Below are 26,056 nucleotides of genomic sequence, written 5' to 3'. Positions count from 1 at the left end.
AGTCGCCGATATGGCGAAGCTTTAATTTGCCTTTGCGCCGATTTCCTTGTCCCAGCGTTCAAGGATTTCCTTGCGCTTGGTCGGTTCGCCATAGGTCTTGAAGTCGTAGTCGATCAGCTTGATATCCTCGAAGCGCGGCGACTCTTTCGGCACTTCTGCGTTTTTGTTGGACGGAAGCTGGAAAGATTTGGCATCCTTCATTTTTGACTGCACTTCGGCTGTCAGAGCCCAGTCATACCACTTCTTGGCGTTTTCAAGGTTGCGGGCGCCCTTGATGATCGACATGGAACCGATTTCATAGCCCGTACCTTCGCAAGGTGCGATTGACTTAATCGGGAAACCTTCAGCAGTCATTGCAACCGCATCATGCATGAACACAATACCAATACCATTCTCACCGCGCGCAGCCGACTTTACCGGTGCAGATCCCGACTTGGTATATTGCGAAACATTGGCATTGAGTTTTGCCAGATATTCAAAAGCCTTTTCCTCGCCCATCAACTGTATCAGAGTGGCAAGAGCCGTATAGGCTGTCCCGGATGAATTCGGGTTAGCCATTTGGATTTCGCCCTTATAGGACGGATCAAGCAGATCGGCCCAGCAGGCCGGTTCCTTCAGGTTCTTCTTCTTGAAGATGTCGGTGTTGTAGCCCCAACCGAGCGCACCAGCATAAACGCCGACAGTGCGGAAATCAGAGCTTTCTGCCTGCTTCTTCGCCCAATCCTGCAACTGGTCGAGCATTGGCGATTTATATTCGAGCGTCAGCCCTTCGGATGCAGCCTGCAAATGCGGATCGCCAGTACCTGCCCACCAGATATCGGTCTTCGGATTGCGTGCTTCGGCACGAACCTTCGCATAGGTTTCGCCAGAAGACAGGCGCACCATATTGACCTTGATATCCGTTTCTTTCTCGAAATTATTCTTCATTTGCTCGCAGATCACAACGTCTGCCGAACAGATGAGATTGAGATTGCCAGAAGCCTGTGCAGAAACCGCAAATGATGAAACGCCAGCGGCAAATGCCGCGGCCGTAAGTGCCCAACGCATCATTATTCCTCCCTATGATCAGCGCCTCCACGCTGCGGCTTTTTTGCAAGCCTGTGCACAGTCTTTGCTTTTTACACTTATGTGTCAATCTGCTTTTGTAAATTTCATTCTGAAAATTCTGGAAACGATCTAATAATTCTGTTTCTGCACAGCTTTGCAAGTTTGTGCAGAACATAAAAAAGGCGACCCGAAGGTCGCCTTTTTTTTAAACATTGTAAAGGCTTATCAGCCGATTGCCATCAGGCTCGCATTGCCACCAGCAGCAGTTGTGTTGATGGAGGTCGAAACCTCTTCAAGCAGCCAGCTCAGGCAATAGCAATCGGCGTTCTGAGCTAGCTGCGCCGAGGTTGCTGCCTGTGTCAGCACGAGCGGACCTGGAAGGGCTGCCAACTTCTTGTTGATGTCGGTCAGGCGTTCGCCCTCTCCTTCAACAAGCGCACCGGCGAAAGGCGCATCTGCCTGCCAGTCCTTTGTCCAGACAACACGCGCAGCGACGCTTGAAGGCAAGTCCTTCAGAACATTGCGCAAGCCTGAAGCTTCATCGATCACGGCTTCGTTGCCAGTGGCGAGTGCCGCTGTCAGCTGACGATAGAGCCCGATTTCAGTCTGTGGAACCAAAAGAATGCGACCACGCGCATGAAGCGCATAGAGGTTGCGTTCACCAACCGGACCCGGAAGCTCGATATTCAAACCAAGAGCAGAAGCACTGCCGGTTTCACGAGCGGCCTGCGCCAGTTCGTTCATACCGCGATTGCCAAGCCACTTTGCGAAATCGTTGAGCGCTGCATCGGTATGGACCGAAGCCATACGCGGCGGGATTGGCGCTGTTTCGACAAGGCGACCGAGATAGAGTGGACCGCCAGCCTTCGGGCCCGTGCCGGACAGACCACGGCCACCGAAAGGCTGGACGCCCACAATCGCACCAATAACGTTGCGATTGATATAGATATTACCAACCCGGATACGGTCGGCAACATGAGCGATGGTTTCATCAAGACGTGTATGCAGACCAAAGGTCAGGCCATAACCGGTTGCATTGATGTCATCGATCAGACGATCCATGTCATCACGCTTATAGCGCACGACATGCAGAACCGGGCCGAACACTTCGCGCTTCAGATCGCGCAGACTGTCGATCTCGACGATGGTTGGCGCAACGAAAGTGCCCTTCCCGGTTTCAGGTCCAAGCGGAAGCTGCTCCACCTTACGACCCATATCGCGCATCGTCTGAACGTGCTTCTCGATGATGTCCTTGGCTTCCGCCGTGATAACAGCGCCAATATCAACTTTCAGCTGGTCGGTGCGGCCAATGGACAATTCCTTCAGTGCGCCCTTGAGCATGCTCAGAATGCGATCCGCGACATCTTCCTGCAGGCAAAGCACGCGCAGAGCAGAACAACGCTGACCGGCGCTGTCGAAAGCCGAACCAATCACGTCGAACACGACCTGTTCGGCAAGAGCGGACGAATCCACGATCATGGCGTTCTGGCCGCCAGTTTCAGCGATCAGCGGGATGGGCTTACCATTTGGCAGCAGACGCGATGCAAGCTGCGCCTGAATAAGACGTGCAACTTCGGTCGAGCCGGTGAACATCACGCCACAGGTTTCCTGCGCTGCAACAAGCGCTGCACCAATGCGGCCATCGCCCGGCAGAAGCTGCAATGCATCGGCAGGAATGCCAGCATCGTGCAGAATGCGAACGCCCTGCGCTGCAATCAGCGGGGTTTCTTCGGCAGGCTTTGCCAGAACCGGATTGCCAGCAACAAGTGCTGCTGCAATCTGGCCGGTGAAGATCGCCAGCGGGAAGTTCCATGGGCTGATACAGACAATTGGACCAAGGGGCTTGTGCGCAACGCCCAGTGTGCGACGGGTCTGTTCTGCATAATAACGCAGGAAGTCGATAGCTTCGCGCACTTCTGCAATCGCGTTTGGCATGGACTTGCCAGCTTCACGCATGATGAGGCCGAGCAGTTCTGCCATTTCACGCTGCATGATGTCGGCAGCGCGATCAAGGCAGGCTGCACGATCAGCAGGCGAAACCTGAGACCAGCTTGCAACAGCCTTTTCGGCCGCTTTCATTGCTTTTGCAACATCGTCGGCGGCGATTTCCGTAACCGTACCCACGACATCGGAATGATCGCCGGGGTTCAGAACCGGACGGCTTTCACCCTTAACCTTGGCACCCGCAACCTGCGGTTCCGCAGTCCAGGCGCGCGAAGCATTGGCTTTGAGCGTTTCGCTCAGTTCTGCCAGCTGCTCTTCATTGGAAAGGTCGAAACCTGCCGAGTTTTTGCGAATGCCATAAAGACCTTCCGGCAGGTTGATCTGGTCGTGACGTGCACCGACCACAGCCATCGAACGAACGACCTCCACAGGATCGGCAATCAGTTCATCAACCGACACGCTTTTGTCGCCAATGCGATTGACGAAGGAAGAGTTCGCACCGTTTTCGAGCAGACGACGGACCAGATAGGCCAGTAGCGTTTCATGCGTACCAACCGGCGCATAAATGCGGGCTGGACGGCCAAGCTTCGATGGGCCGACCACTTCGTCATAAAGTGGTTCGCCCATGCCATGCAGGCACTGGAATTCATAAGAACCGGTTTTGAAGTCTGGGCCTGCCAGATGATAGATCGTGGCAAGCGTCTGCGCATTATGCGTTGCAAACTGCGGGAAGATCACATCGCGGGCGCCAAGCAGCTTGGCTGCGCAGGCAATGTAGGAGACGTCGGTATGAACCTTGCGCGTGTAAACCGGGAAATCTTCCAGACCATCGACCTGCGCGCGTTTGATTTCAGCATCCCAGTAAGCGCCCTTGACGAGGCGAACCATGACGCGACGATTATTGCGACGGGCAAGATCGATAATGAAATCAAGCACAAACGGGCAACGCTTGCCATAGGCCTGCACCACGAAGCCGATGCCTTCCCAGCCAGCCAGATCAGGATCTTCAATCAGGCTCTGCAGAAGATCGAGCGAAAGCTCAAGACGATCTGCTTCTTCAGCATCAATGTTGAGACCGATATTATACTTCTTGGAAAGGGCTGCGAGCGCCTTCACCTTTGGCAGAAGCTCAGTCATGACGCGTTCGCTCTGCGCGCGAACATAACGCGGATGCAGCGCCGAAAGCTTGATCGAAATGCCGGGACCATCATAGATGCCGCGGCCGGCGGAAGCGCGGCCAATCGCGTGGATCGCCGTCTCGTAATCCTTGTAATAACGTTCTGCGTCGGCAGCAGTCGTGGCTGCTTCGCCGAGCATGTCGTAGGAATAACGGAATCCGCGCTCTTCAAGCGACTTTGCGCGCTTCAGTGCTTCATCGATAGTTTCGCCGGTGACGAACTGCTCACCCATCATGCGCATGGCCATATCTACGCCGCGACGGATGACCGGTTCACCACAACGGGCGATCAGGCGAGTAAGCGCTGCCGAAAGGCCGCTGTCATTGACGGTGTTGGTGAGCTTGCCGGTAACAACAAGACCCCAAGTTGCAGCATTGACGAACAGCGAACGACCGCCGCCAACATGCGACTTCCAATCGCCATTGGAAATCTTGTCGCGGATCAGCGCATCACGCGTTGCCATATCCGGAATACGCAGCAGAGCTTCGGCGAGGCACATCAGCGCCACACCTTCCTGGCTCGACAGCGAATATTCATGCACCAGACCTTCAACGCCCGTGCCCTTGTGCTTGGCACGCAAGGCTTCGATCAGCTTGCGAGCGGTCGCTCTGATCTGCTTGGTCGTTTCTTCAGGCAAGGTCGCCTGCTGAACCAGCGCGGTCACGCATTCAGCTTCTGGCCGACGATAGGCATCGGTGATTGCCTTGCGCAATGGGCCTTGTTCGCGGATTGGCGGCGCGAAGCTCTGGAAAACAGGAGCGGTGTGAGCGGATACTTTATCAGTCATGGTGCAATGCTCGCAAAAACAGGCTTAAGCCCAGTTCAACTATGCTTATATGTGGTCGCACACTATCATCGACGCAAATTGCATTCTGTCTTCATTTGATCCATATAAAGGCAAATCGATCTTATTAAAACGACCTCAAGAGGCAATTTGAATGCGAAAGATAGACTCTGTAGACGATCTGGATCAGTTCGATCGCCGCATTCTTGAAGTGCTGAGCGATGATGGTCGCATTGCCATGACGGAGTTGTCAAAAAAGGTCGGTCTTTCCAAGACGCCATGTCAGGCACGCGTCAAACGACTGGTCGATGAAGGCTATATTATCGGCTTTCGCGCAGCGATTGATCCGGAAAAGCTTGGCCTCGATCATATCGCTTTTACGACTGTGAAATTGTCGGACACGCGCGAAGCGGCCCTCACCGCCTTTAACGTTGCGGTACGCAAGATACGCGAAGTCGAAGAGTGCCACATGATTGCAAGCTCTTTCGACTATCTGCTGAAAGTGCGAACGTCCAACATCCGGCGTTACCGCGAGGTGCTGGGCGAAAAAATCTCGAGCCTGCCGAATGTGGCAAGCACCTCCACTTTTGTGGTGATGGAGTCCGTCAAAGACAATCGCCCGGTCAGAGTCTATCCGGGCGCATTGTAACTGTTCATTTCACGCTTATCCCGAAAACTGGTTCCACTTTTCGGGATAGGTTTTATAACGGCTGGTCTGCCAGATACCGCTCAAGCGTTTTAGCTGTGCCATCCTGCCAGATACGCTTGAGCGCTGCGGAAAAGGCTTCGATATAAGCGGGATTGGTGGCTAGCGCGCCGAAAATATCCGTCATCTCAAGCCAGCGTGTTGGTTCGTCCTTGGCAAGTACCGCCTGCTTCACCAGACGATCCCATGACGGATCGTTTGGTTCGATCACCGTGCCGCTGTCGGTTGTTCCATAGCAGTAACGGCACCAGAGAGCGGATACCAGTGCAAGGCCCGTGACCGAATGACCTTTGGCCAGGCGATCTGAAACTGTCGGCAGAATAAATTTCGGCTGACGGTTGGAACCGTCAAGACACAGGCGGCGGATTGTGTCGCCGATCTTTGGATTGGCAAAACGCTTGTCGATAAGCAGGCGATAGTCTTCCAGAACCGTATTTGGAACCGGTGGCACCTCGGGAATGATTTCTTCCTTGGTGAGCTTTTCCAGATATTTTCGGATCAGCGGGTTTTCCATTGCTTCATGCACGAAATGGATGTCGAGAAGCCCACCCGGATAGGCAATCGCCGCATGTCCGCCGTTGAGGATGCGGATTTTCATCAACTCATAAGCGTCGACCTGATCGGAGAAGATCACACCTACTTTATGCAGCCGTGGACGCCCGGTTGGGAACTTGTCTTCGACCACCCACTGTTTGAAACCTTCGCAGAAGACCGGCCAGCCATCTTCAACTTCAAACTCCTTCAGCGCGATGTCGCGTTCACGCGCACCGGTTGCAGGCGTGATGCGATCAACCATCGAATTCGGGAAAGCCACATTCGTAGCAATCCAATCAGCAAATTCCGGATCACTAAGCCTGGCAAGGCCAACGACAGCATCTTCTGCCACATGACCATTGCCGGGAATGTTATCGCAGGACATGACTGTGAATGGCTCAACTTCGGCTTGCTTGCGCAGTTTCAGCGCTTGCACGATGAGACCGAAGACCGTATTCGGCTTGTCGATGTGAACGCCGTCATACACAATATCGGGATGCGCCGGATCAAAATGCTGGCTTGCCGGATCAATGTAGTAGCCGCCCTCAGTGATCGTCATTGAAACGATGCGGATATCCGGCGACGTGAGATAGGACATCAGCGCTTTGCGCGCTTCGTCGGTGGAAATCGTCACGTAATCGACCATCGAAGCAGTGATGCGCGCTTCCGAATGCTCTGCCTCCTGATCGACAACAGTGGTGAGCCAATCCTGCGCTTTCAGCGTATCGCGCATGGCGTCGTCACTGGCGCGAACACCCGCACCGACCAAAGCCCAGTCCTGATCGAGCCCCAAACCAAACAAATCATCGAGATAAACCGCTTGATGCGCGCGATGGAAATTGCCCACGCCAAAATGCACAATCCCCGGTGTCAGCGCCTCCAGATCATAACCAGGCTTGTGAACTTTGTTGAAGCTCTTGAGCGTTGCGCGCGACAGCTTGGTCATGACTTACAATCCTCCTCGATGAATCCAGACAACCCAGCCTATGGCTTGATATCCAGAGGGGCAATATCTCTTTATAAATATCATTCACTACAAATGAAAATGGCGGGCAAAGCCCGCCATTTTCCAAATAATTTAACAACCTTAGTTCAGGCCCAGTGTGCCGCGCAGTGTCGAAAGATCTTCTGCCAGCGTGGTGATGGCACCAGCCATGACCTTGCGATCTTCTTCGGTCAGCTTGTCGTATAATTCATAACCATCGCCTTTCTTGTATTTCACAAGAATGTCGTTGACGGTTTTAAAATTGGCATCCGACTTCTTCAGAAGCTCAGGATTTTCCTTTTCGATCAGCGGACGGAAAAGTTCGACGATCTTCTGCGAGCCATCAACATTGGCCTGGAAATCCCAGATATCCGTGTGGCTGTAACGATCTTCTTCACCGGAAATCTTGGTTGCTGCCACTTCTTCCATAAGCGCTGCTGCACCACCAACAACCTTTTCAGGTGGGAAGGTCATGTCCTTGATGCGCTTCTGCAGCTCGACAACATCTGCGTAGAGCTTGTCAGCATATTTATCGAGACCTTCGGTCGAATTCTGTGCGAACAGGCCGTATTCGAGGCGATGGAAGCCGGTAAAGTCTTCCGACTTTTCTGCATCTTCATGATCGTCAGCACGGCTATCGATAGAAGCATCGAGGTCCGCAAAAAGCTCTGCAATCGGCTCGATCTTTTCGTATGAGACGCGCGAGGAAGGATAAAGCTCTTTCGCCTTATCCAGTTCGCCAGCCTTGATCGCATCGGTGAAAGCCTTCGTGTCTTTTACAAGGATATCAAGGTTGTCCTGAATATAGATCTTGTAGTCGGCAATAGGCTGAACCAGATCGAGTGGGGACACTTCGGCTTTTGCAGCACCGAAGCTGAGTGAAAGGGCGACGACGCAAGCCGACGCGAGCAGTGGCAGACGATATTTCATGTTTACCTCTCCGTGGTGATAAGACCTTCATCCACGCGCATTCTGCGGCCCACTCGCCTGCAGGAGTGCTCGTGCATAAAAGTCATCCTGATTTTTCACACCGGGTAGCGTGAAGAAATAACCGCCGCCGATTGGCTTGATATACTCTTCCAGAGGCTCACCATCGAGGCGCTTCTGAACAGTGATAAAGCCCTTTTCCAGATCGGCCTGATAAGCGATGAACAGCAGCCCCATATCGAGCTGACCGGACTTCGTGACCCCATTGGAATAGTTGAACGGACGACGCAAAATCAGATGTTGTTCGGCATTGGCATCGCGTGGATTGGCCAGCCGAATATGAGAATCCATCGGCGTAACCTTGCCTTCCGGATCTTTTGAATAGTCAGGCACATCAGCTTCGGTTTTGCCATCGAATGGCGCACCGCTATCCTTGTGACGGCCGAAAATTGTCTGCTGCTCCTGCAGCGGCGTGCGATCCCAGCGTTCGACGAAATTGCGGATCAGACGGACAGCCATATAATTGCCGTGAGAAGCCCATTCAGGCTCATCCTTGCCTGGCTGAATCCAGACGATGCGGTCCATCAAGGCTTTGTCAGCAGCATCAGGATTGGCCGAGCCATCGCGGAAGCCGAGGAAATTGCGTGCGCTTTCCTTGGCTTTCGGCGAATGCGGCGGCTGCACCGGCACAGAACCTTCCTGCTTCCAGCGGACCATCAGAAGATCAGGCATGTTCTTCATGATATCGCGCAGCGCATGGATATTCGTGTCTGCGGTATTCGAGCAGAACTGGATCACCAGATCGCCATGGCAGAGATCTTTTTGCAATGCATCATTGGGAAAGCCCGTCATGCGCTGCAACTGCTTTGGCTTGAACGGCTTGAGCCCAAAACGATCATCAAAAAGCGAGCTACCCAGCCCCACGGTGATCGTCAGGTTATCAGGGGTAACGGTCGGCCCAAGAATGCCGGAATCGGATGGCGGAAACTTAGGATCAAGCGCCGGCGGCTCGCCACCCTTCATAAGAAAGGCTGCGCGTTCTGTCAAAAGTCTGAACATGCGTTCGAGACCCGCGCGATCACGCGCCAGAACATCAAAAGAGGCCACGAGACCAGTTGCAGGACGCGGTGTCACAATGCCAGGCTGATGCACGCCATAAAATGGCTGGCTCTCCTGCAGCTTGTCGCTTTCAGGTGCATTGGTCACGCTTTCAGATGAAAGTGCGTTGTTGGAGGCGCGCGCGTTAGCCGCCTGCGATGCAAGCACACTCGCGACGCCTGTGGCACCGGCACCGAGCAAAAGTGCGCGGCGTGTCGAAGAAACTGGTAGGTCTTTATCTGTATTATCGTTTTTGAAAAATTTCTTGGTCATTAATCCACTCCAAGTTGATCGCGGAGTTTTGAAAACTGGTCTGCGAGAGCAGTTGCGCCGTCCTTAATTTTTGTCTTCTCATCAGCAGAAAGCGTGTCATATGCCTTGCCGTTTTGGGCCGTAAGCAGCGCCTTCACGGCAGACACCTGAGCGTCAATCCCGTCGAAAGCCTTGGGATCGACCTTGATGACGATCGGACGCAATACGTCCGCCGTCTTTGCGGAGCCTTCAACAAGCCCTGCAAATACCTGTAAATCCGTGTGTGCATAGCGATCATCGCCGACATCGCCAGCGGTAGACGCAAAGCGGTTGAGCGCTGACGATGTGCCTGCCAGCATCCGGTCAGGCGAAATACGCAACGCGCGGATACGATCCTTCAGACCAGCCGCGTCCTGCACCAGCTTGGAGGCAACCGGCTGTAAGCCATCCAGCGACTTCTGTTCAAACAGTCCATACTCAATGCGATGCAGACCACCAAATGCCGGGTCTTGCTCACGCTTCTCAAAGAAATCGGCGCGCGCATTGATTGCCGTATCAAGATCAGAGAAAGACTCTGAAACCGGTGCAATACGTGCATAAGCTTCACGGGCCGGCGCATAAGCAGCCTGTGCGGCTTCGATGTTGCCACTGGAAACGGCATCGGAAAGCGCTGCAACAGCCTTCTGGAACTCAGCCACTTCGGTGGCGAGATAAATCTGATACTCAGCCAACGCGCCAAGGAAAGCGGTCAGCGGCATCTTACCCTTTTCGGCGTCACTGCTTGCCGATGGTGTCACAATCAATTTTCCGCGCGGATTGGAAAGAAGGCCGCAAGTAATCTGGTATTCGCCCGGCGAAAGCTTGGCGGAAAGTGTCTGCTTGAAGCCCGGTGCTATATTCTCGCGCTCTTCGAGAACCATCACGCCGTCGAGAATTTCCCATTCAACCGAGCGGTCAGACTTGTTCACGATTTCAAAGACCGTGCGCCCAGCCGGAACCATCAGTTCACTTGGATCGCAGCTTTTCGCGTTGACCACGATCTGCACTTTGCCATCGCCATCTGCATGGCGCGATTTATCCGAAACGCGCGAGGCGTAATAGAAAGCAGCACCCGCCGCCAGCACCAGCAGAATGGCCAGCACCAGAACCGCTCGCACGAGGTTGCGGGAGATTGGTGCAGCAGGTTTTGGGCTTTGCGGCTTGGTCATGGAAAATCTCTTCGATTAAACTGTGTGCTTCGCGGCTGCGCTCTGCGCAGGTGCGGAAGACGGCATCAGGAAAATAATGAGCGCAGGCACGAGGAAGCCGAGATAGGCAACCACTTCGCTGATCGTAGGCGTCGCGATATAGCCGAAGATACCAGCCAGAACCGAGCCAAGCGTGCTGTCGAGCGGCAGGATTTCGCTTGTGTCGAACACGACCGTCTGGAAGTGGTTCCAGATGCCAGCCTCATGCAGCGCCATCACCGAATTTGCGAGAATGCCCGCCGCAATAATCAGGATGAAAACACCCGTCCAGCGGAAGAAACGGCGCAGATTGAGTTTCAGGCCACCACGATAGATGCCGTAACCAACCAGAGCGGCAAGCAGAACACCGAGCAATGCACCAAGCGGTGCAGCGCCACCCTCACTCTGCTGGAATGCGGCGAGCAGGAAGAAGACCGACTCAAGCCCCTCACGGGCCACAGCAAAGAACACCATCAGGATCAGGCCGAAGCCCTTATGCGTGGGCGTTTCAAATGCCGCATCGATGGAATGATGCAGTTCCGCTTTGATGGAACGGGCAGCCTTCCGCATCCAGAAAACCATGGACGTCAGCACGAAAACTGCGATGAGCCCGATAATGGCCTCGAAAAGCTCCTGCGCCTTCTGTGGGAATTCTGCGCTTACGAGCTGAAGGATCGCGCCAACTGCCAGCGACATCGCCAGGGCTAGCAGAACACCAATCCAAACAACCGGCATCCAGGCGCTGCGTCCGGTCTGATGCAGATAGCTCGCGATAATGCCAACGATTAGCGCAGCTTCCACGCCTTCGCGGAACATGATGAGAAATGGTACGAGCATTCGAGTTCATCCAAAAGGCAGAGTGATCAATCCGCCCCTTGATTGACACTCTTCACAACCGGCACAAGCCTTCGTCTATTGGTCATCTTTCTATATCTACGCGCGCACCACTGCAAGCCAAATGAAGTTGACTACCATGGGAATGTTTTAGAATTATTCTAACTATTTCAGAAACTTACAGCGATGTAAGTTAGCCACCCCTGATGAGGCTGCAAGTTTTATGGAGGCGCAGTAAGCCTTTGAAAAGGCTTCATAGTGAAGCCTTTCTATGTGTCGAACTGCGGCTATCAAGCCTCGGCTGCCGTCCGCAATGCTATCGAATTACCGTTCAATATTTCCGGGTAATCCCGCTTTCCCCGCTTCCGACGGGTTTAGCCTCACATAGTCGGCCTTCAAATCTTCAGAGGTTTTGCGGCTGCCATCATGGCTCCAGCCGGGCGGCGCAATCATATACATCAGCCGCTGACGAAAGCTGAGACCGGATGAGAACACGTCCTTGAACATGCCAACCCATTCATGGAACGCCACGCGCACTGGATTGAATGTGCCAACATTCTTCACAATGCCATATCGCGGCATGTCTTCGGGCAGTTCTTCGACAAAAGTGCCGAACATGCGATCCCAGATAATCAGCGTGCCTGCATAATTGGCGTCGAGATAACGCGGATTGGTCGCGTGATGGACGCGGTGATGCGAAGGCGTATTAAAGATAAGCTCGATAGGTTTCGGCAGTTTGTCGATGGCTTCGGTGTGAATCCAGAACTGATAAATCAGATTGAAGCCATAAACGAAGGCAATCACCGCTGGATGAAATCCGAGCAAAACCAAAGGCACCTGCAACACGAACATGCCGGTCATCTGGCCGGTCCATGACTGCCGCAAAGCGGTTGTGAGGTTATAATGCTGGCTGGAATGATGATTGACGTGCTCCGCCCAAACCCAGCGAACGCGATGTGCAATCCGGTGATACCAATAATAGCGCAGATCATCGAAGATGAAGGCTATTACAAACACCCACCAATGCAGCCCAAGATCGAAAAAGCGGAACTGCCAAACCCAAATCAGCGCTGTCAACGAAACGAAGCCAAGCAGCAGCCCCGCCGCAACGTTGCCGGCGCCCATCAGCAGACTTGTAAAAGCATCGCGCGTTTCAAATTCGCCTTTGCGCTGCCAGTAGCGGATTGCCACTAGTTCAATCAAAATTCCTAGCACATATAGCGGGATTGCAAGGCGCGTCACATCGAAGAATACCGGATTGCTATCCATGTCGGATCCTCCCCCCATCCGAGCCTGAAAGCCAGTTTATCACTCTCTCCCGATCTGCAGCATTGCTGAAAAGAAGCCGTGCCTTGGGCCAGGTAAAATCCTGCATGTGCAAGATGAGTTCAGTGTCGCCCTTCTTCTCAAGGGCAAGAACATCGGACGCACCCACGCATCGCGTCAAGAAACGATCCCCAATGCTATGGACTATCCCCGTTTTGGCCTCCCCCAACGGGAAAAATGCCGTACGACGATCATTCGTATAACAAATCTCACCAATCTCGATTTCCGGATAGTCGACAAAAAAGCGCTCTTTGACCGTTTCATCGTCAGAAAGAATGCTGCGCTTTGTTCCCCCACCCAGAAAATGAATTGCCAACACGCCGAAACCTATCCCGGCGATAACCATAAGTAGAAGCAGCCGCAAATCCATAAACTCTCCCGTTCGCAGCGATGCCAGTGTATTTTTTCCCTTCAACATCCTAGCCATCAGCCAGCGCGAATACATCCCAAAATTTTGGGGTCCGATTTATGAGTCGCAACTATCTTGGCATTGCAACAGGAAATTGTTTCGATTTGGAGCACTCTGAAAGCCCGGACGAGCACGAATATTGACCAGTAAGCTTCCTGAAACAGTCAAAATTCCGAAAAGTTTCAGAATTTTCCGAAATGGTCAAAAATTTCGTGCTTCAGGGGTTGAAGAATGGTTGCAACCGGTCCATATGACAAGTGCTTATCGCTTGCGCCTCCTCCCATTGCGCGCGGTAAGTGTTCCCCTCTGGAGGTTTGCCTTTATGGCACCTTCATAACTTAGCCGGACTTTTTAGTCCGGCTCTTTTTTTGCCTAAATTTCAGTCGGTTAGAACGAAAATAAAAAAGCGCCGCGTTACCGCAGCGCCTTCAAAAACAATGCATATTCCTCGTCGGAAATGACTGTCGGAGAACATGGTTCTCGTCATCAATCCAGCCGTAAAAACGCATTCCAAGTTCTTTCGCCGACAAACAAAATCGGCATCCGGACCCGGTAATTTTATTTCTGTCGGAGCGATAGAGTACCGCTCCGACCTGTCACTTTACAAAACGTTAAAATACGACCAGCAAGCTGTATCAGCCGTAAGACGCAACCGGCGGGCAAGAACAGATGAGATTTCTGTCACCACCCACATTGTCAACACGGCTGACCGGCGGCCAATATTTCGCCGTCGTGTCGAACTCACCGCTCAAAGCGCTTCCCGGGAACACTGCTTCCTCACGGGTGTAAGGATGTGTCCATTCCGTTGCCAGCGTATCGCCTGCCGTGTGCGGTGCATTGGCAAGCGGATTGTCATCCGAAGGCCAGACACCATCGGCAACCTTCTTTGCTTCGCCTGCAATGGCAATCATCGCATCGCAAAGACGATCGATTTCCGACTTTGGCTCAGACTCGGTTGGCTCAATCATCAGCGTTCCGGCAACAGGCCATGACATGGTCGGTGCATGGAAGCCATAGTCGATTAGGCGCTTGGCCACGTCTTCTACGGTGATGCCTGCCCTATCCTTGAGAACACGCGTATCCACGATGCACTCATGCGCCACACGATCATGTGCGCCGGTGTAAAGGATCGGATAAGCGTCCTTCAGACGATGCGCGATGTAGTTGGCGTTGAGGATTGCAGCCTCGGTTGCCTTCTTGAGACCCGCACCGCCCATCATGCGGATATACATCCACGTAATGACCAGAATGGATGCACTGCCAAACGGTGCTGCGGAAACAGCGTGCTTGGAACCAAGATCAACATGACCCGGCAGGTAAGGCACCAGATGCTTGGCCACACCAATAGGACCAACACCCGGACCACCGCCGCCATGCGGAATGCAGAAGGTCTTGTGGAGGTTCATGTGGCAGACGTCAGCGCCAATATCGCATGGACGCGCAAGGCCAACGAGTGCATTGAGGTTTGCGCCGTCGAAATAGACCTGACCGCCATTATCATGGACGATCTCGCAGAAAGCCTTGATGCCTTCCTCAAAAACGCCATAGGTCGACGGATAGGTAATCATGAAGGCCGCAAGATTATCGCGATGCTTCTCAGCCTTGGCTTTCAGATCATCAATGTCGATATCGCCATCCGGACGGCAATTGACCACGACAACGCTCATGCCAGCCATTGATGCGCTGGCAGGATTGGTGCCATGTGCAGATGATGGGATAAGGCAGATGTTGCGATGACCTTCGCCGCGTGACTGGTGATAGTGACGGATTGCGAGAAGACCCGCATATTCGCCTTGACTACCAGCATTTGGCTGCAACGATACACCTGCAAAGCCGGTGACTTCGCAAAGCCATGCTTCGACATCCGAAGTCATCTTGGCATAGCCGGTAGTCTGGGCCGCAGGCGCGAACGGATGCAGATTGGCAACCGTGTTCCAGCTCACAGGCATCATTTCTGCTGCCGCATTGAGCTTCATCGTGCAGGAGCCAAGTGGGATCATCGCACGATCAAGCGCCAGATCCTTATCGGCCAGACGACGCAGGAAGCGCATCATCTCAGTTTCCGAACGGTGTGAATGGAACACATCCTGTGTCAGGAAGCCTTCACCACGGCCTTTGCCCGGAACCAGCAGATCGTCGTTACCGACTGGCTTAGCGCCAAACAGAACGGCAAGTGCTGCAAGATCGTCTTCCGTCGAGGTTTCGTCAAAGGTGACTCCAACCATATCCGCATCGATGATGCGGAGCAGGCGACCGCCCTTATCAGCTTCGTCAGCAATGGCTTGCGCCTTGCCGGAAACCTTGATGCTTACTGTGTCGAACAGGCTATCACCTGCAATCTCAACACCAGCAGCCTTGAGGCCCGTTGCAAAGCGCGATGCAAGCGTTGCGACACGCGTAGCAATCGCCTGAAGACCCGATGGTCCATGCCAGATGGCAAAGGATGCAGCCATATTAGCGAGCAGTGCCTGCGCGGTGCAAATGTTGGATGTTGCCTTGTCGCGGCGGATATGCTGCTCACGCGTCTGAAGCGCCAGACGATAAGCGGCACGGCCATGCGCATCGACCGACTGACCGACGATGCGGCCCGGAATGATGCGGGTCAGCGGCTCGGATACTGCGAGATATGCAGCGTGTGGACCACCAAAACCCATTGGAACACCATAACGCTGCATGGAGCCGACAGCCATGTCAGCGCCCCACTTGGCAGGCGCTTCCAGAATGGTCAGCGCCAGCGGATCGGCAACAGCGATAACCAAAGCGCCCTTGGCTTTTGCATCGGCGATGACAGCGGTGAAGTCGCCATAAACGCCGCGCGTATCCGGCCATGGAACGATGACGGCAGCGGTATTGTCGTCGACAGCACTTCCGGCTTCAACCTGCCAGCCAAGCGGCTCTGCACGGGTGTTGATCACATCCACGCTCTGCGGATGCAGATCGCCTGCAAGCAGAATGCGCGAGCGCTTGTCGCGGTGATGGCGAACAGCAACGCCCACAGCTTCAGCAACAGCAGTTGCTTCATCCAGCAGCGATGCACAGGCAACCGGCAGGCCGGAAAGCTCGGCAACGAGCGTCTGGAAATGGAACAGAAGCTCCAGACGGCCTTGGCTGATTTCCGACTGGTAAGGCGTGTAAGCCGTGTACCATGCCGGGTTTTCAAACAGGTTGCGCTGAATGACAGGTGGCGTCTGCACACCATGATAGCCCGCACCGATGAAGCTCTTCTTCACCACATTGCGGCCCATGATTTCATTAAGCTCAGCAAGTGCTGCGTGTTCGCTCAAAGCCGCTGGCAGATCAAGCGCGCGGTTGAGGCGGATGGATGCCGGAACAGCCTGCGTGATCAGTGTTTCCATGGAAGGAAGGCCGAGCGCTGCAAGCATTGCGCGCTCGTCTTCAACTCTTGGCCCGATATGACGGGCAACAAAGGGAAGAACCTGTTGCGTCATTTCTTTATCCTACGAGTTTGTCGTAACCAGCCTTGTCGAGCAGGCCAGTAAGCTGGCCTTCATCGGAAAGCTTCAGCTTGAACAGCCAGCCTTCGCCTTCCGCAGCCTGATTGATGAGAGCCGGATCGCTTGAAACGGCGTCATTAACTTCAACCACTTCGCCATCGACAGGAGCATAAACGTCAGAAGCGGCCTTGACCGACTCCACAACCACAATGCCTTCGCCCTTGGAAACGGTGCGACCGACTTCCGGCAGATCTACGAATACGAGGTCGCCCAGCTGTTCCTGTGCGTGGATCGTGATGCCGACAGTGGCAACGCCACCTTCGACGCTGATCCACTCATGATCTTCGGTGAACAGGATATTGGCCATGGAAATCATCCTTTGCGATAGCGATGCGGTGTGAAGGGAAGTGCATGAACATCAACGGGAACCTTGTTACCGCGAACGTCTGCGAAAACGCGGGTGCCGGGGACTGCGAGGCTTGCCTCGACATAACCCATGGCAACCGGGAAACCTGCGGATGGGCCGAAGCCACCCGATGTGACTGTTCCGATCTGAAAACCGGATTCGTCGAAAAGTTCTGCGCCGCCACGAACTGGCTGGCGGCCTTCGGGCTTGAGGCCGACGCGCTTGGCGACCGCCCCCTTGGCAATCGCGTCCAGAACGGCCTTGGCGCCATTGAAGGCAGCCTTTTCACGCACCGGCTTGGTGATTGCCCATGTGAGGCCAGCCGAAACCGGATCGGTTTCCGGCGTAATGTCCTGTCCGTGTAGGCATAGACCAGCTTCAAGGCGCAGGCTATCGCGGGCAGCAAGGCCGATCCATTCGACGCGCTCGTCGGCCAGAAGCTTGGTTGCAAGCGCGCGCGCTTCGTCGGCAGGCAGGCCGATTTCGAAACCATCTTCGCCGGTATAGCCTGAACGGGTCATGAACCAACCAGCCTTTGGCTCAAAGCCGCTCATGAATGAGAGTTCTGCACCTTTAAGACCAGCATCATTAATGACGCTTTCAGCTTCCGGGCCCTGAATGGCCAAGAAAACGCGATCCAGCGGATTGACACTTACGTCCTTGCCAGATGCCGCTTCATTCAGATGCTCGATATCAGCATCGGCGTTGCCAGCATTGGCAACGACCATGAAACGGTCTTCACCAAGGCGCGTGACGATCAAATCATCAAGAACGCCGCCTTGGTCATTGAGGAAGAAAGTGTATTTCGACTGGCCGGTTTTCAGAACCGACGGATCAAGCGGACAGGTCTCGCTGAGAAGAGCAATAGCGTCTGCGCCTGAAACTTCGATCAGCTTCATATGTGAAATATCGAAAAGGCCGACATGCTCACGCGTATGAAGGTGCTCCTTCATCACGCCGAGCGGATAAGTGATCGGCATGTTCCAGCCGGCAAAACCGCCAAAGCGTGCGCCAGCTTCTTCATGCAGATCCTGCAAAGGCAGGGTATTCAGATGTGCGGTATCGCCCATAACAACTCCAGAGTCGCACGTGTGCCTCCGCAAAATGCGGTTGCTTCGTGCCCCTCTGTCTCAGGCCTGAGAGACTCGCATGGCTATATAGAAAGCCATACTTACACCTTCGGCGCGGAATTTCCTCCGACTTTCCAGAGTTGCCTTACCCGTCTGCGGTTCCTTGTACCTGAGAGATTTCGGGCGATTTCCCCTTCGGCGGCTTTAAAAGCGCTCTCCCGCAGACAGACAGTACAAGAATGTGATTGCTTAAGAGTCACACGCCTGCACACGACATGTCACCCTTTAAAGCAATCCGATTTGGGTGTCATGTGGATTATTGTCTTCAGCCGACAAATTCCCGAACTTTTGCGACAAAATCTTTGTCTATTTTCGCTGCGAAAAGGAACTCTCCATTCAGAATGGTGAATATAGCGGACTCAACTATATATTAATGAATCATTAAAGATTGGCGTCGCGAAATTCCGCAAATATGGTGATCTGCCCATGTGGATCGACAATTGTGATCACATAATGACCAAGCTGCGTAAAAGACGTGCAATCGACAGGCTAAATTGCACAGCAGCTATGCAAATCTGTCTCTGCAACTTTCAGAGCAACCCACCTATATGCTGTTGGCAACAAAGAGATTTGATTTTTTGACTAGGTGAGAGAAATGAACCTGATCCGCTCGTACAACAACTGGCGCCGTTACCGTAACACTGTAAACGAACTGAGCCGCCTGAGCCCACGTGAACTGAATGACCTCGGCATCATGCCTTCGGAAATTCCGTTCGTCGCACGCAAGGCTGCTGCCCGCTAATAGCGAATTCCGAAAAGCGTAAAGCGGTTTTAGAACAAGCTACGTTTAGTTCGGAAGGCAAGCGCCAAATATAAGGCTTCACATGAAAGCCTTTTCGGGACCGCGCCCGACAAACCGTGCGGTCCTCACAGTTTCCAGATATCACCGGGGTGTTTTCTCCTCCCATTTACCCTCGGTGAATATAAAGACCGGAACTCCTCCTCCCAAGCCGGTCTTACCCTAAACAACACCCGTCGCCTCCCCTGCGACGGGTGTTGTTTTTTACGCGCTTGATTACGCTGCTAGTACAGCCTTTTCCCGCCCTGCGCGATCCAACACAATCGACAAAGCAAACACGGCAAGGCCTGCAACGGCCAGGAATGCACCGACGGTTCCCGTCGATGTCCAGCCAAAGCCCCATGCAACCGCAAGCCCACCCAACCATGCGCCAATTGCATTGGCGAGATTGAGTGCGGAATGATTGAGTGCTGCGGCCAGCGTCTGTGCGTCAGCGGCCACATCCATCAAGCGTGTCTGAAGAGCTGGAACAAGCGCAAACCCACCGCCAACAAGCAAGATATTTAAAAATGCCGTGGCTGGATGTTGCATCAGAAACGGAAAGACCAGCATGACGGCCATATCGTAAAGCAGCACCATTCCCACCGTTCCCATAACAGAGCGGTCGGTCAGTTTTGAACCGACGATGTTGCCGAGAACCATGCCAAGACCGAATGTGGCGAACACAACCGGCATCCACTTTACATCGATATGTGAAACTTCCGTCACCGTGGCAGCGATATAGGTAAAAACGGAGAACAGACCGCCGGTTCCAATGGCACCAATACCGAGCGTCAGCCAAACCTGCTTGCGCCGAAATGCCCCCAGCTCCCGCAATGGAGATGCACCTTCATCGGCAGGCTGCTTCGGCACATAAATCATGACCAGCACCATTGTGAGAATGGCAATCAGACCGACGGCCGCAAACATCGCACGCCAACCGGCAATTTGCCCCAGCCATGTCGCCAATGGCGTGCCGCACAATGTCGCAATGGTAAGCCCCATCATGACACGCCCAACGGCTTGCGCGCGCTTGCCAGGCTCTGCCAATGATGCCGCAACCAGTGAGGCTACGCCGAAATAGGCACCGTGCGGAAAGCCCGCAACAAAACGCATTATATAAAGACCAGTATAGCCATGCATAAATGCGCTGGCGAGATTACCGAAGGCAAAAAGCCCCATCAGCAAAAACAGCAACTTGCGGCGGTCAAGCTTTGCACCAAGGACGGCCAGCACAGGCGCACCGATCAACACGCCCAAAGCATAGGAGCTGATAAGGTGCCCAGCGCTCGGAATAGTCACATTTAAATCGCGTGCGATATCGGGCAAAAGCGCCATGATCGCGAACTCTCCGGTACCAATACCGAAGCCGCCTATGGCGAGTGCAAATTCTGCAAACCTTGCTGATGCACGCGGTGATGTTTCCCGCAGCGCAGCGGAGGACTTTAACTGAGACATGAATGAGCCTGAAGGGAGTGGAGGATGTCGGACAACCCTACCATTCCTTCCAGGCAAAGGCGATACGCATTGTTGTGATGCGGTATCGTGTCAGCGCGCTGCAACAGCCTCGATTTCGACCTTGAATTCTTCCCGTGTAAAACCGGAAACAATCATCAGCGTCGAGGCTGGTGCAGGCTGCGGAAACAGGCGGTCACGCACATCCATATAGGCGCGCATATAGGCGCGATCCGTCACATAGGCATTGATACGCACGACGTCGGACAGTTCCATGCCGCCATCGCGCAGGATGCGTCGGATATTCTCAAAACAAAGCTCGGCCTGTGCACCGGCATCTTCCGGAACAGCTCCATCCGTTCCAATACCAAGCTGACCGGAGCAGAAAACCAGTTCCGCACCAGTGCTTACCTTCACACCATGGCTATAGGCGGCAAAGGGTGCCGCCATGTCGGCAGGCAACAGATGTTTCAAAACAGTCATTTTTGTCCTCAAGCTTTTGGTGCAGACGCCAGCAATTCTTTGAGACGCGAAGCACCCGCTGTGATGTCATCTTCGGTAGGACTGATGTCCGCAGCCAGAAGCCGTCGCGCAATCATATGATCCGCTGGGCGATTGATGGAGTCGACTGCAATCAGTTTGTTGCCAGCAAAGTGGAACACCGAAAAAGCATTATCCTCCAGATTGCCTGACAGAATATGACGGTCGGCATCAAAGGACAGCCCAGCCGTCTGCAACTTCATATCACCCTGATCCGACCAGAACCATGCGACGTCGCGAAATGGCGTACCGCGACCGACAATTGAGCGTGCAACATGTTTGGCCTGATCGGTTGCATTCTGCACCGATTCCAGACGCACTCGACGTCCCGCATAGAAATGATCATAGCTGACACAATCGCCTATCGCATAAACATGCTCGCTTGATGTGCGCATATATTCATCGACTACAATGCCATTGTCTATGGCAAGTCCAGCTTGCGTTGCCAGCTCAACGTTTGGAACAGCACCGGTGCCCAGCACAACCATATCCGCAGCAAAGACTGTGCCGTTTGCCGCCGTTACGCCTGTCACGCGCCCATTTTCGCCTTCAATAGAGGTGACGCCAAGTCCGGTCAAAAGCGTAATATCCGCAGCGCGGCTGCGTGCCTCGACATGGGCAGAAATATGCGTTGCAACTGACCGCCCAAGGACGCGTGGAGCCGCCTCAATCAACACGGTCTTCTTACCGAGCGCTATGGCGCTATGCGCCATTTCAAGACCGATAAAGCCACCGCCGATAATCACGACGTTCTGCACATTTGGCATCATGTCGGCAATGCGGCGCGCGTCCTCCAGGCGGCGGAGCGTGACGACACCATCAAGACCAACGCCCGGGACATCAGGAATCCGCGCACGCGCACCCGTGGCGAATACCAGTTCCGACCAGGCAAGGATGCTTCCATCGTCAAGAGTGACGGTTTTGTCAGTCAGCGAAACGCTATTCACGCGACGGCCGAAAATCATCTCAATATTATTATCGCGATAGGTGTTTTCCGGGCGAAGCACCAGAACACCGCTTTCAGGAGCTTTCAGATAGGATTTGGATAAAGGTGGCTTGTGATAGGGAATATCCAGCTCATCGTTGATAAGCACGATTTCACCCACATAGCCTTCCTGCCTCAGGCTAACTGCAGCCTGCGAACCAGCATGGCCCGCACCAATAATAATGCATCTGTTGTCCATAGGACCTCCGGAAAATTCCCGCGCATCATAATCATGTGGCGGGCTGTCGCGTGGCGAATTCGTCACGGATTCACACCTTAATTGCATGCATCTTTGAAATTTTAAACATTTAGTTTGACCGATCGGTCAGATTGTTTAGTAAGTTCTGTGCTTCAGCATGCAGCTCACAGCCCGCAGCCAGCCCAAAAGCAAGCCCCCAAGCAAGCAAGGAGCGCCACCTTGAAACGATATTGGTCCGATTATACGAGCGAAGCGTTCTCACGCCTCGATCGTGAGAAGCTCGTGGCAGTTCTGCCTGTTGGTGCGATTGAACAACATGGTCCCCATTTGCCGGTAGCAGTCGACGCGGCAATCGTGGACGGCATGGTCAAGGAAACCATCGCGCGTCTGCCTGATGAAAGCCACGCGCTGTTTCTCCCCACGCAAGCCATTGGCAAGAGCAATGAGCATAGCCGTTATCCCGGCACGCTGACCTTCTCTGCTGAAACGATCATCCGTATGTGGTGCGAGATTGGCGACTGTGTAGCCGCAAGCGGCGTGCGAAAGATGGTGCTGCTTAACAGCCACGGCGGACAGATCAGTGTGATGGATATCGTCGCACGCGAGCTGCGTATTAAGCACGACATGATGGTGGTCAGCGTCAACTGGTTTGCCCTCGGCATGCCTGAAGGCATCTATAGCGAACACGATCTCAGGCACGGCATTCACGCTGGCGACATGGAAACATCGGTTATGCTGGAACTGCATCCGGATTTGGTGGACATGTCAAAAGCGCAGGATTTCCGTACCCTTACGGAAACTTTTGCAAGCGAATACAAGCATCTTTCGCTGAGTGGCGGCGCAAAACCCGCCTGGCAGATACAGGACATCAATCCTTACGGTGCGGCGGGCGATGCAACGCTTGCTACAGCCGAAAAAGGTCGCAAGACAATTGATTTCGCCGCCGACAGGTTGGTTGAGGTGCTGGATGAAATCGAACGCGCGCCACTCTCGTGGCTCGCCAACAAACCTGCCTGGTAAGGAGGATAAGCGTGGCCCCCAACTCGCAAGCTTCATCTTCCCTGATTGAGATTAACAGCGTCTACAAGCAGTACGGCACTGGCGTCATGGCCGTGAGCGACATGTCGCTCAAGATCGAACAAGGCCAGTTCGTTAGCTTTCTCGGCCCATCGGGCTGCGGCAAGAGCACGGCTCTGCGTATGATCGCGGGCCTTGAATCCATTTCCGCAGGCGACATTCGTGTCAATGGCCACGCACCGGGCAAGGGTCCGGTTGGTGCGCAGGACATCGGCTTCGTGTTTCAGGAACCAACGCTGATGCCGTGGGCCAGCGTTTTCGATAATGTTTATCTGCCGCTTCGTCTTTCCGGTCTTTCTCGCAAAGAAGCCACGCCGCGCGTTGAAGAAGTGTTGACGCAGGTCGGGCTTTCCCGTTTTGCCAGCGCCTATCCGCGTGAGCTTTCCGGTGGCATGAAAATGCGCGTGTCGATTGCCCGCGCGCTGGTCACGCGTCCTCGTCTTTTGTTGATGGATGAGCCGTTTGCAGCATTGGATGAAATGACCCGCTTCAAGCTCAATAACGATGTGTTGCGGCTTTGGCAGGAACACGGTCTCACCGTGATCTTCGTCACGCACAGCGTCTATGAGTCGGTCTATCTTTCAAACCGCGTCATTGTTATGGCCGCACGTCCCGGACGCGTGGTTGCCGATATCGCGATTGAGGGCAGCTATCCACGCGCTGAAAACTTCCGCACCACGGAAGCTTACGCAAAGGATTGCGCACGCGTTTCCGATGCACTCACCGCAACGCTTTCGTCGCAAGATATAGACCATTGAGGGCGGGAAAATGAACCAGATGCAAACCCAACTGCCTGTTCTAAATTCCGAACAACACCGCCTCGCCCGCAGAGACCGCAACCTGCGGATCATTATGCCGACGCTTGCGATCATCATCGCTCTCGGTATCTGGGAAGGTCTGGTGCGCTTTTATGAAGTGCCGCATTACCTGATCCCAGCCCCGTCTCTCATCGGTGAAACACTGATTAAAGACGGACCGTCTCTGATGACGTCGATGTGGTTCACGGTCAAACTTACGCTGATCTCGCTGCTTTGCGCGATTGTTGGCGGCGTTCTGCTCGGCATGGTCTTCGCGCTGTCGCGACCAATTGAAATGGCATTCTTCCCGTTCGCCGTTATTCTTCAGGTAACGCCGGTTATCGCTATTGCGCCACTGATCCTGATCTATGTGCGCGATACGTTCTCGGCGCTGCTGATTTGCGCATGGATCGTGGCCTTCTTCCCGATCCTGTCAAACACAGTCATCGGCCTGCGCAGTGCGGATCACAATCTGCGCGATCTGTTCAAACTCTATCGCGCTTCGCCGTGGCAACGCTTGCGTTATCTGCTTGCACCGAGCGCACTGCCTTACTTTATGGCGGCGCTCAAGATCGCTGGTGGCCTTTCGCTGATCGGCGCTGTAGTGGCTGAATTTGTTGCAGGCAGCGCTGGCCAAAGCACAGGCCTCGCGTCACGTATTCTGGAATCAAGCTTCCGCAACGAAATCCCGCGCATGTTTGCTGCACTTTTCCTCGTTTCGTTGCTTGGCATTGTGATTTTCCTTATCACAAGCTGGCTTTCGCGCCTTGTTCTTGGACGCTGGCATGAAAGCGAGATCCGCCGTGAACGCTGATATGTTAAGAGGTGTCGCCATTACTAGCATGAGCGGTCACTACGACATCGGCATCGATGGTGGGCGCATTGCATCGCTGAAGCCATCGCAAACAACAGGCGGCGGTTTTATCACACCGCTTCTCGCAGACGTTCATGTGCATCTCGACAAGACATTCACGATTGGCCGTATTGCCGAACGCGGCAGCGCCAAAGTCGAGTGTCTGTTCGATGCCATCGATCTGATGAACGTTGATCGCCAAAACTGGAACGCCGACGATATTCGCGCGCGTGCTACGCGCGGCCTTGAAGCAGCTTATGCGCAAGGCGTTGGTGCCATGCGAACTCATGTCGACTGGACAATGTCTGATGTGCCGACCGCGTGGCCAGTTCTCAATGAGCTGCGTCAGGAATGGAAAGACCACATCGACCTTGAGCTTGCAGCCCTCATCCATGGCGATATTGTGCTGAACGCAGGAGCAGCGATTGCCGAACGGGTCGCAAAAGATGGCGGCGTGCTCGGTGCTTTCTTCTATCGCAATGCTGATCTGGAAGCCAAGATCGAAGCAATGTTTCGTCTGGCCGTGCAGTATGATCTCAAGCTCGACTTTCACGTCGATGAAGGGCTTGAACCGGAGGCTGACGGCTTCTCGCTGATCGTTGCTGCAACCAAGCGCCACAAGATGGCGGACCGTGTCCTTTGTGGCCATGCTTGCTCGCTTTCGCTGCGTTCACCGGAAGAACTGAGCCGCATTCTCGATGCTGCAGCGGATGCGGGAACCGCACTCGTTTCGCTGCCGACTTCCAATCTTTATCTGCAAGACAGGCTTGGCGGAAAGTCGCCTCGCCTTCGCGGTGTAGCGCCGCTCAAAGAAGCGCGTCGGGCGGGTATGGACGCCATGCTTGGCTCCGACAATGTGCGCGACGCTTTCTATCCCTATGGCGATTACGATCCGCTTTCGGTTCTGCGTCTCGCAGCCCCGGTCTGCCATCTTGAGCCGGATGAATGGCTCGACAGCATCACCACCCTACCCGCCCGTTTCATTGGAAGCGACCGCGTACATGGGCTGTCGGCAGGCGGGACCGCGAATTTCATCTGGCATGACGCCACAGACATTAACGACCTCATCAGCCGTCCGCAGGCGCGTCGCGTCATCTGGCGTGATGGAACTATAATTTAATCGGAGAACCC

Annotated in this window: 21 protein-coding genes and 1 riboswitch; of the genes, 6 read left to right on the top strand and 15 right to left on the bottom strand. The window is 54.1% G+C overall.

Translation table 11 applies throughout. The features are described 5' to 3' along the window. Positions 1-21: 21 nt before the first annotated feature. Positions 22-1,047, bottom strand: a complete 1,026-nt coding sequence (locus tag C9380_RS14085) for an ABC transporter substrate-binding protein (RefSeq protein ID WP_128094434.1) — start codon at positions 1,045-1,047, stop codon at positions 22-24. Positions 1,048-1,272: 225 nt separating this feature from the next. Continuing rightward, positions 1,273-4,956, bottom strand: coding sequence for a trifunctional transcriptional regulator/proline dehydrogenase/L-glutamate gamma-semialdehyde dehydrogenase (putA, locus tag C9380_RS14080; RefSeq protein WP_128093819.1), 3,684 nt, complete (start codon positions 4,954-4,956; stop codon positions 1,273-1,275). Between the two features lie 151 nt (positions 4,957-5,107). On the opposite strand from putA, the gene C9380_RS14075 reads away from it, so the two are divergent. Continuing rightward, positions 5,108-5,602 (top strand): Lrp/AsnC family transcriptional regulator, encoded by a 495-nt coding sequence (locus C9380_RS14075; protein ID WP_094539099.1) that lies wholly within the window; start codon positions 5,108-5,110, stop codon positions 5,600-5,602. A gap of 52 nt (positions 5,603-5,654) precedes the next feature. Here C9380_RS14075 and C9380_RS14070 read toward each other — a convergent pair whose 3' ends face one another. The 10 genes from C9380_RS14070 to gcvT all read right to left on the bottom strand — a co-directional run bounded on the left by C9380_RS14070 (position 5,655) and on the right by gcvT (position 18,181). Beyond that, a complete protein-coding gene (locus tag C9380_RS14070; protein ID WP_128093818.1) occupies positions 5,655-7,139 on the bottom strand; it encodes a mannitol dehydrogenase family protein in 1,485 nt (494 codons plus the stop codon). A 141-nt stretch (positions 7,140-7,280) separates the two neighbouring features. Continuing rightward, positions 7,281-8,108: an iron uptake system protein EfeO gene (efeO, locus tag C9380_RS14065; protein ID WP_024896345.1), complete on the bottom strand. Its 828-nt coding sequence runs from the start codon at positions 8,106-8,108 to the stop codon at positions 7,281-7,283. A 27-nt stretch (positions 8,109-8,135) separates the two neighbouring features. Then, positions 8,136-9,476: an iron uptake transporter deferrochelatase/peroxidase subunit gene (efeB, locus tag C9380_RS14060; RefSeq protein ID WP_100556936.1), complete on the bottom strand. Its 1,341-nt coding sequence runs from the start codon at positions 9,474-9,476 to the stop codon at positions 8,136-8,138. Next, complete coding sequence (gene efeO, locus C9380_RS14055; protein WP_128093817.1) at positions 9,476-10,663, bottom strand: iron uptake system protein EfeO; 1,188 nt, start codon at positions 10,661-10,663, stop codon at positions 9,476-9,478. Before efeO (C9380_RS14055) ends, efeB begins: the two co-directional genes overlap by 1 nt. Positions 10,664-10,678: 15 nt before the next feature. Beyond that, positions 10,679-11,518 carry an iron uptake transporter permease EfeU gene (gene efeU / locus C9380_RS14050; RefSeq protein WP_064321829.1) on the bottom strand — a complete coding sequence of 280 codons (840 nt, stop codon included), beginning with the start codon at positions 11,516-11,518 and terminating at the stop codon, positions 10,679-10,681. A gap of 321 nt (positions 11,519-11,839) precedes the next feature. Next, the gene (locus C9380_RS14045) at positions 11,840-12,784 is read right to left on the bottom strand and encodes a sterol desaturase family protein (RefSeq protein WP_128093816.1); all 945 of its coding nucleotides are present in this window, start codon (positions 12,782-12,784) and stop codon (positions 11,840-11,842) included. Further along, a complete protein-coding gene (locus C9380_RS14040; RefSeq protein ID WP_100556933.1) occupies positions 12,777-13,211 on the bottom strand; it encodes a hypothetical protein in 435 nt (144 codons plus the stop codon). The genes C9380_RS14045 and C9380_RS14040 overlap by 8 nt, the downstream gene beginning before the upstream one ends. A 674-nt stretch (positions 13,212-13,885) precedes the next feature. Beyond that, entirely contained in the window at positions 13,886-16,699 is a 2,814-nt protein-coding gene (gene gcvP / locus C9380_RS14035; RefSeq protein WP_024896351.1) for an aminomethyl-transferring glycine dehydrogenase, read from the bottom strand. Between the two features lie 4 nt (positions 16,700-16,703). Next, positions 16,704-17,072: a glycine cleavage system protein GcvH gene (gene gcvH / locus C9380_RS14030; RefSeq protein WP_024896352.1), complete on the bottom strand. Its 369-nt coding sequence runs from the start codon at positions 17,070-17,072 to the stop codon at positions 16,704-16,706. A gap of 5 nt (positions 17,073-17,077) precedes the next feature. Next, the gene (gene gcvT / locus C9380_RS14025) at positions 17,078-18,181 is read right to left on the bottom strand and encodes a glycine cleavage system aminomethyltransferase GcvT (protein ID WP_100556932.1); all 1,104 of its coding nucleotides are present in this window, start codon (positions 18,179-18,181) and stop codon (positions 17,078-17,080) included. Positions 18,182-18,327: 146 nt separating this feature from the next. Further along, positions 18,328-18,412, bottom strand: a riboswitch (glycine riboswitch). Between the two features lie 424 nt (positions 18,413-18,836). Here gcvT and C9380_RS14020 point away from each other — a divergent pair. Continuing rightward, positions 18,837-18,983, top strand: a complete 147-nt coding sequence (locus C9380_RS14020; protein WP_084486680.1) for a DUF1127 domain-containing protein — start codon at positions 18,837-18,839, stop codon at positions 18,981-18,983. 273 nt (positions 18,984-19,256) lie between these two features. Here the strand turns inward: C9380_RS14020 and C9380_RS14015 are convergent, their stop codons facing one another. The 3 genes from C9380_RS14015 to C9380_RS14005 form a co-directional block, all read right to left on the bottom strand. After that, positions 19,257-20,477: an MFS transporter gene (locus C9380_RS14015; RefSeq protein WP_128093815.1), complete on the bottom strand. Its 1,221-nt coding sequence runs from the start codon at positions 20,475-20,477 to the stop codon at positions 19,257-19,259. A gap of 90 nt (positions 20,478-20,567) precedes the next feature. Then, the gene (locus C9380_RS14010; RefSeq protein ID WP_128093814.1) at positions 20,568-20,957 is read right to left on the bottom strand and encodes a RidA family protein; all 390 of its coding nucleotides are present in this window, start codon (positions 20,955-20,957) and stop codon (positions 20,568-20,570) included. Between the two features lie 8 nt (positions 20,958-20,965). Beyond that, a complete protein-coding gene (locus C9380_RS14005; RefSeq protein WP_128093813.1) occupies positions 20,966-22,198 on the bottom strand; it encodes an NAD(P)/FAD-dependent oxidoreductase in 1,233 nt (410 codons plus the stop codon). 219 nt (positions 22,199-22,417) lie between these two features. Between C9380_RS14005 and C9380_RS14000 the strand changes: the two genes are divergently transcribed. From C9380_RS14000 to C9380_RS13985, 4 genes are read left to right on the top strand one after another with little or no spacing between them, the layout of a single operon-like run. After that, positions 22,418-23,218 (top strand): creatininase family protein, encoded by an 801-nt coding sequence (locus C9380_RS14000; RefSeq protein ID WP_128093812.1) that lies wholly within the window; start codon positions 22,418-22,420, stop codon positions 23,216-23,218. Between the two features lie 5 nt (positions 23,219-23,223). Next, positions 23,224-24,033: an ABC transporter ATP-binding protein gene (locus C9380_RS13995; protein ID WP_024896358.1), complete on the top strand. Its 810-nt coding sequence runs from the start codon at positions 23,224-23,226 to the stop codon at positions 24,031-24,033. A gap of 10 nt (positions 24,034-24,043) precedes the next feature. Beyond that, positions 24,044-24,886 carry an ABC transporter permease gene (locus tag C9380_RS13990; protein ID WP_181152074.1) on the top strand — a complete coding sequence of 281 codons (843 nt, stop codon included), beginning with the start codon at positions 24,044-24,046 and terminating at the stop codon, positions 24,884-24,886. After that, positions 24,858-26,045, top strand: a complete 1,188-nt coding sequence (locus C9380_RS13985; RefSeq protein ID WP_247877599.1) for an amidohydrolase family protein — start codon at positions 24,858-24,860, stop codon at positions 26,043-26,045. The genes C9380_RS13990 and C9380_RS13985 overlap by 29 nt, the downstream gene beginning before the upstream one ends. Positions 26,046-26,056: the final 11 nt, after the last annotated feature.

This window comes from Brucella pituitosa (assembly GCF_003049685.1).
GTDB classification, from domain to species: domain Bacteria; phylum Pseudomonadota; class Alphaproteobacteria; order Rhizobiales; family Rhizobiaceae; genus Brucella; species Brucella pituitosa.
Note: the sequence above shows the minus strand (reverse complement) of the source record. Positions and strands in the feature narration are given on the sequence as shown.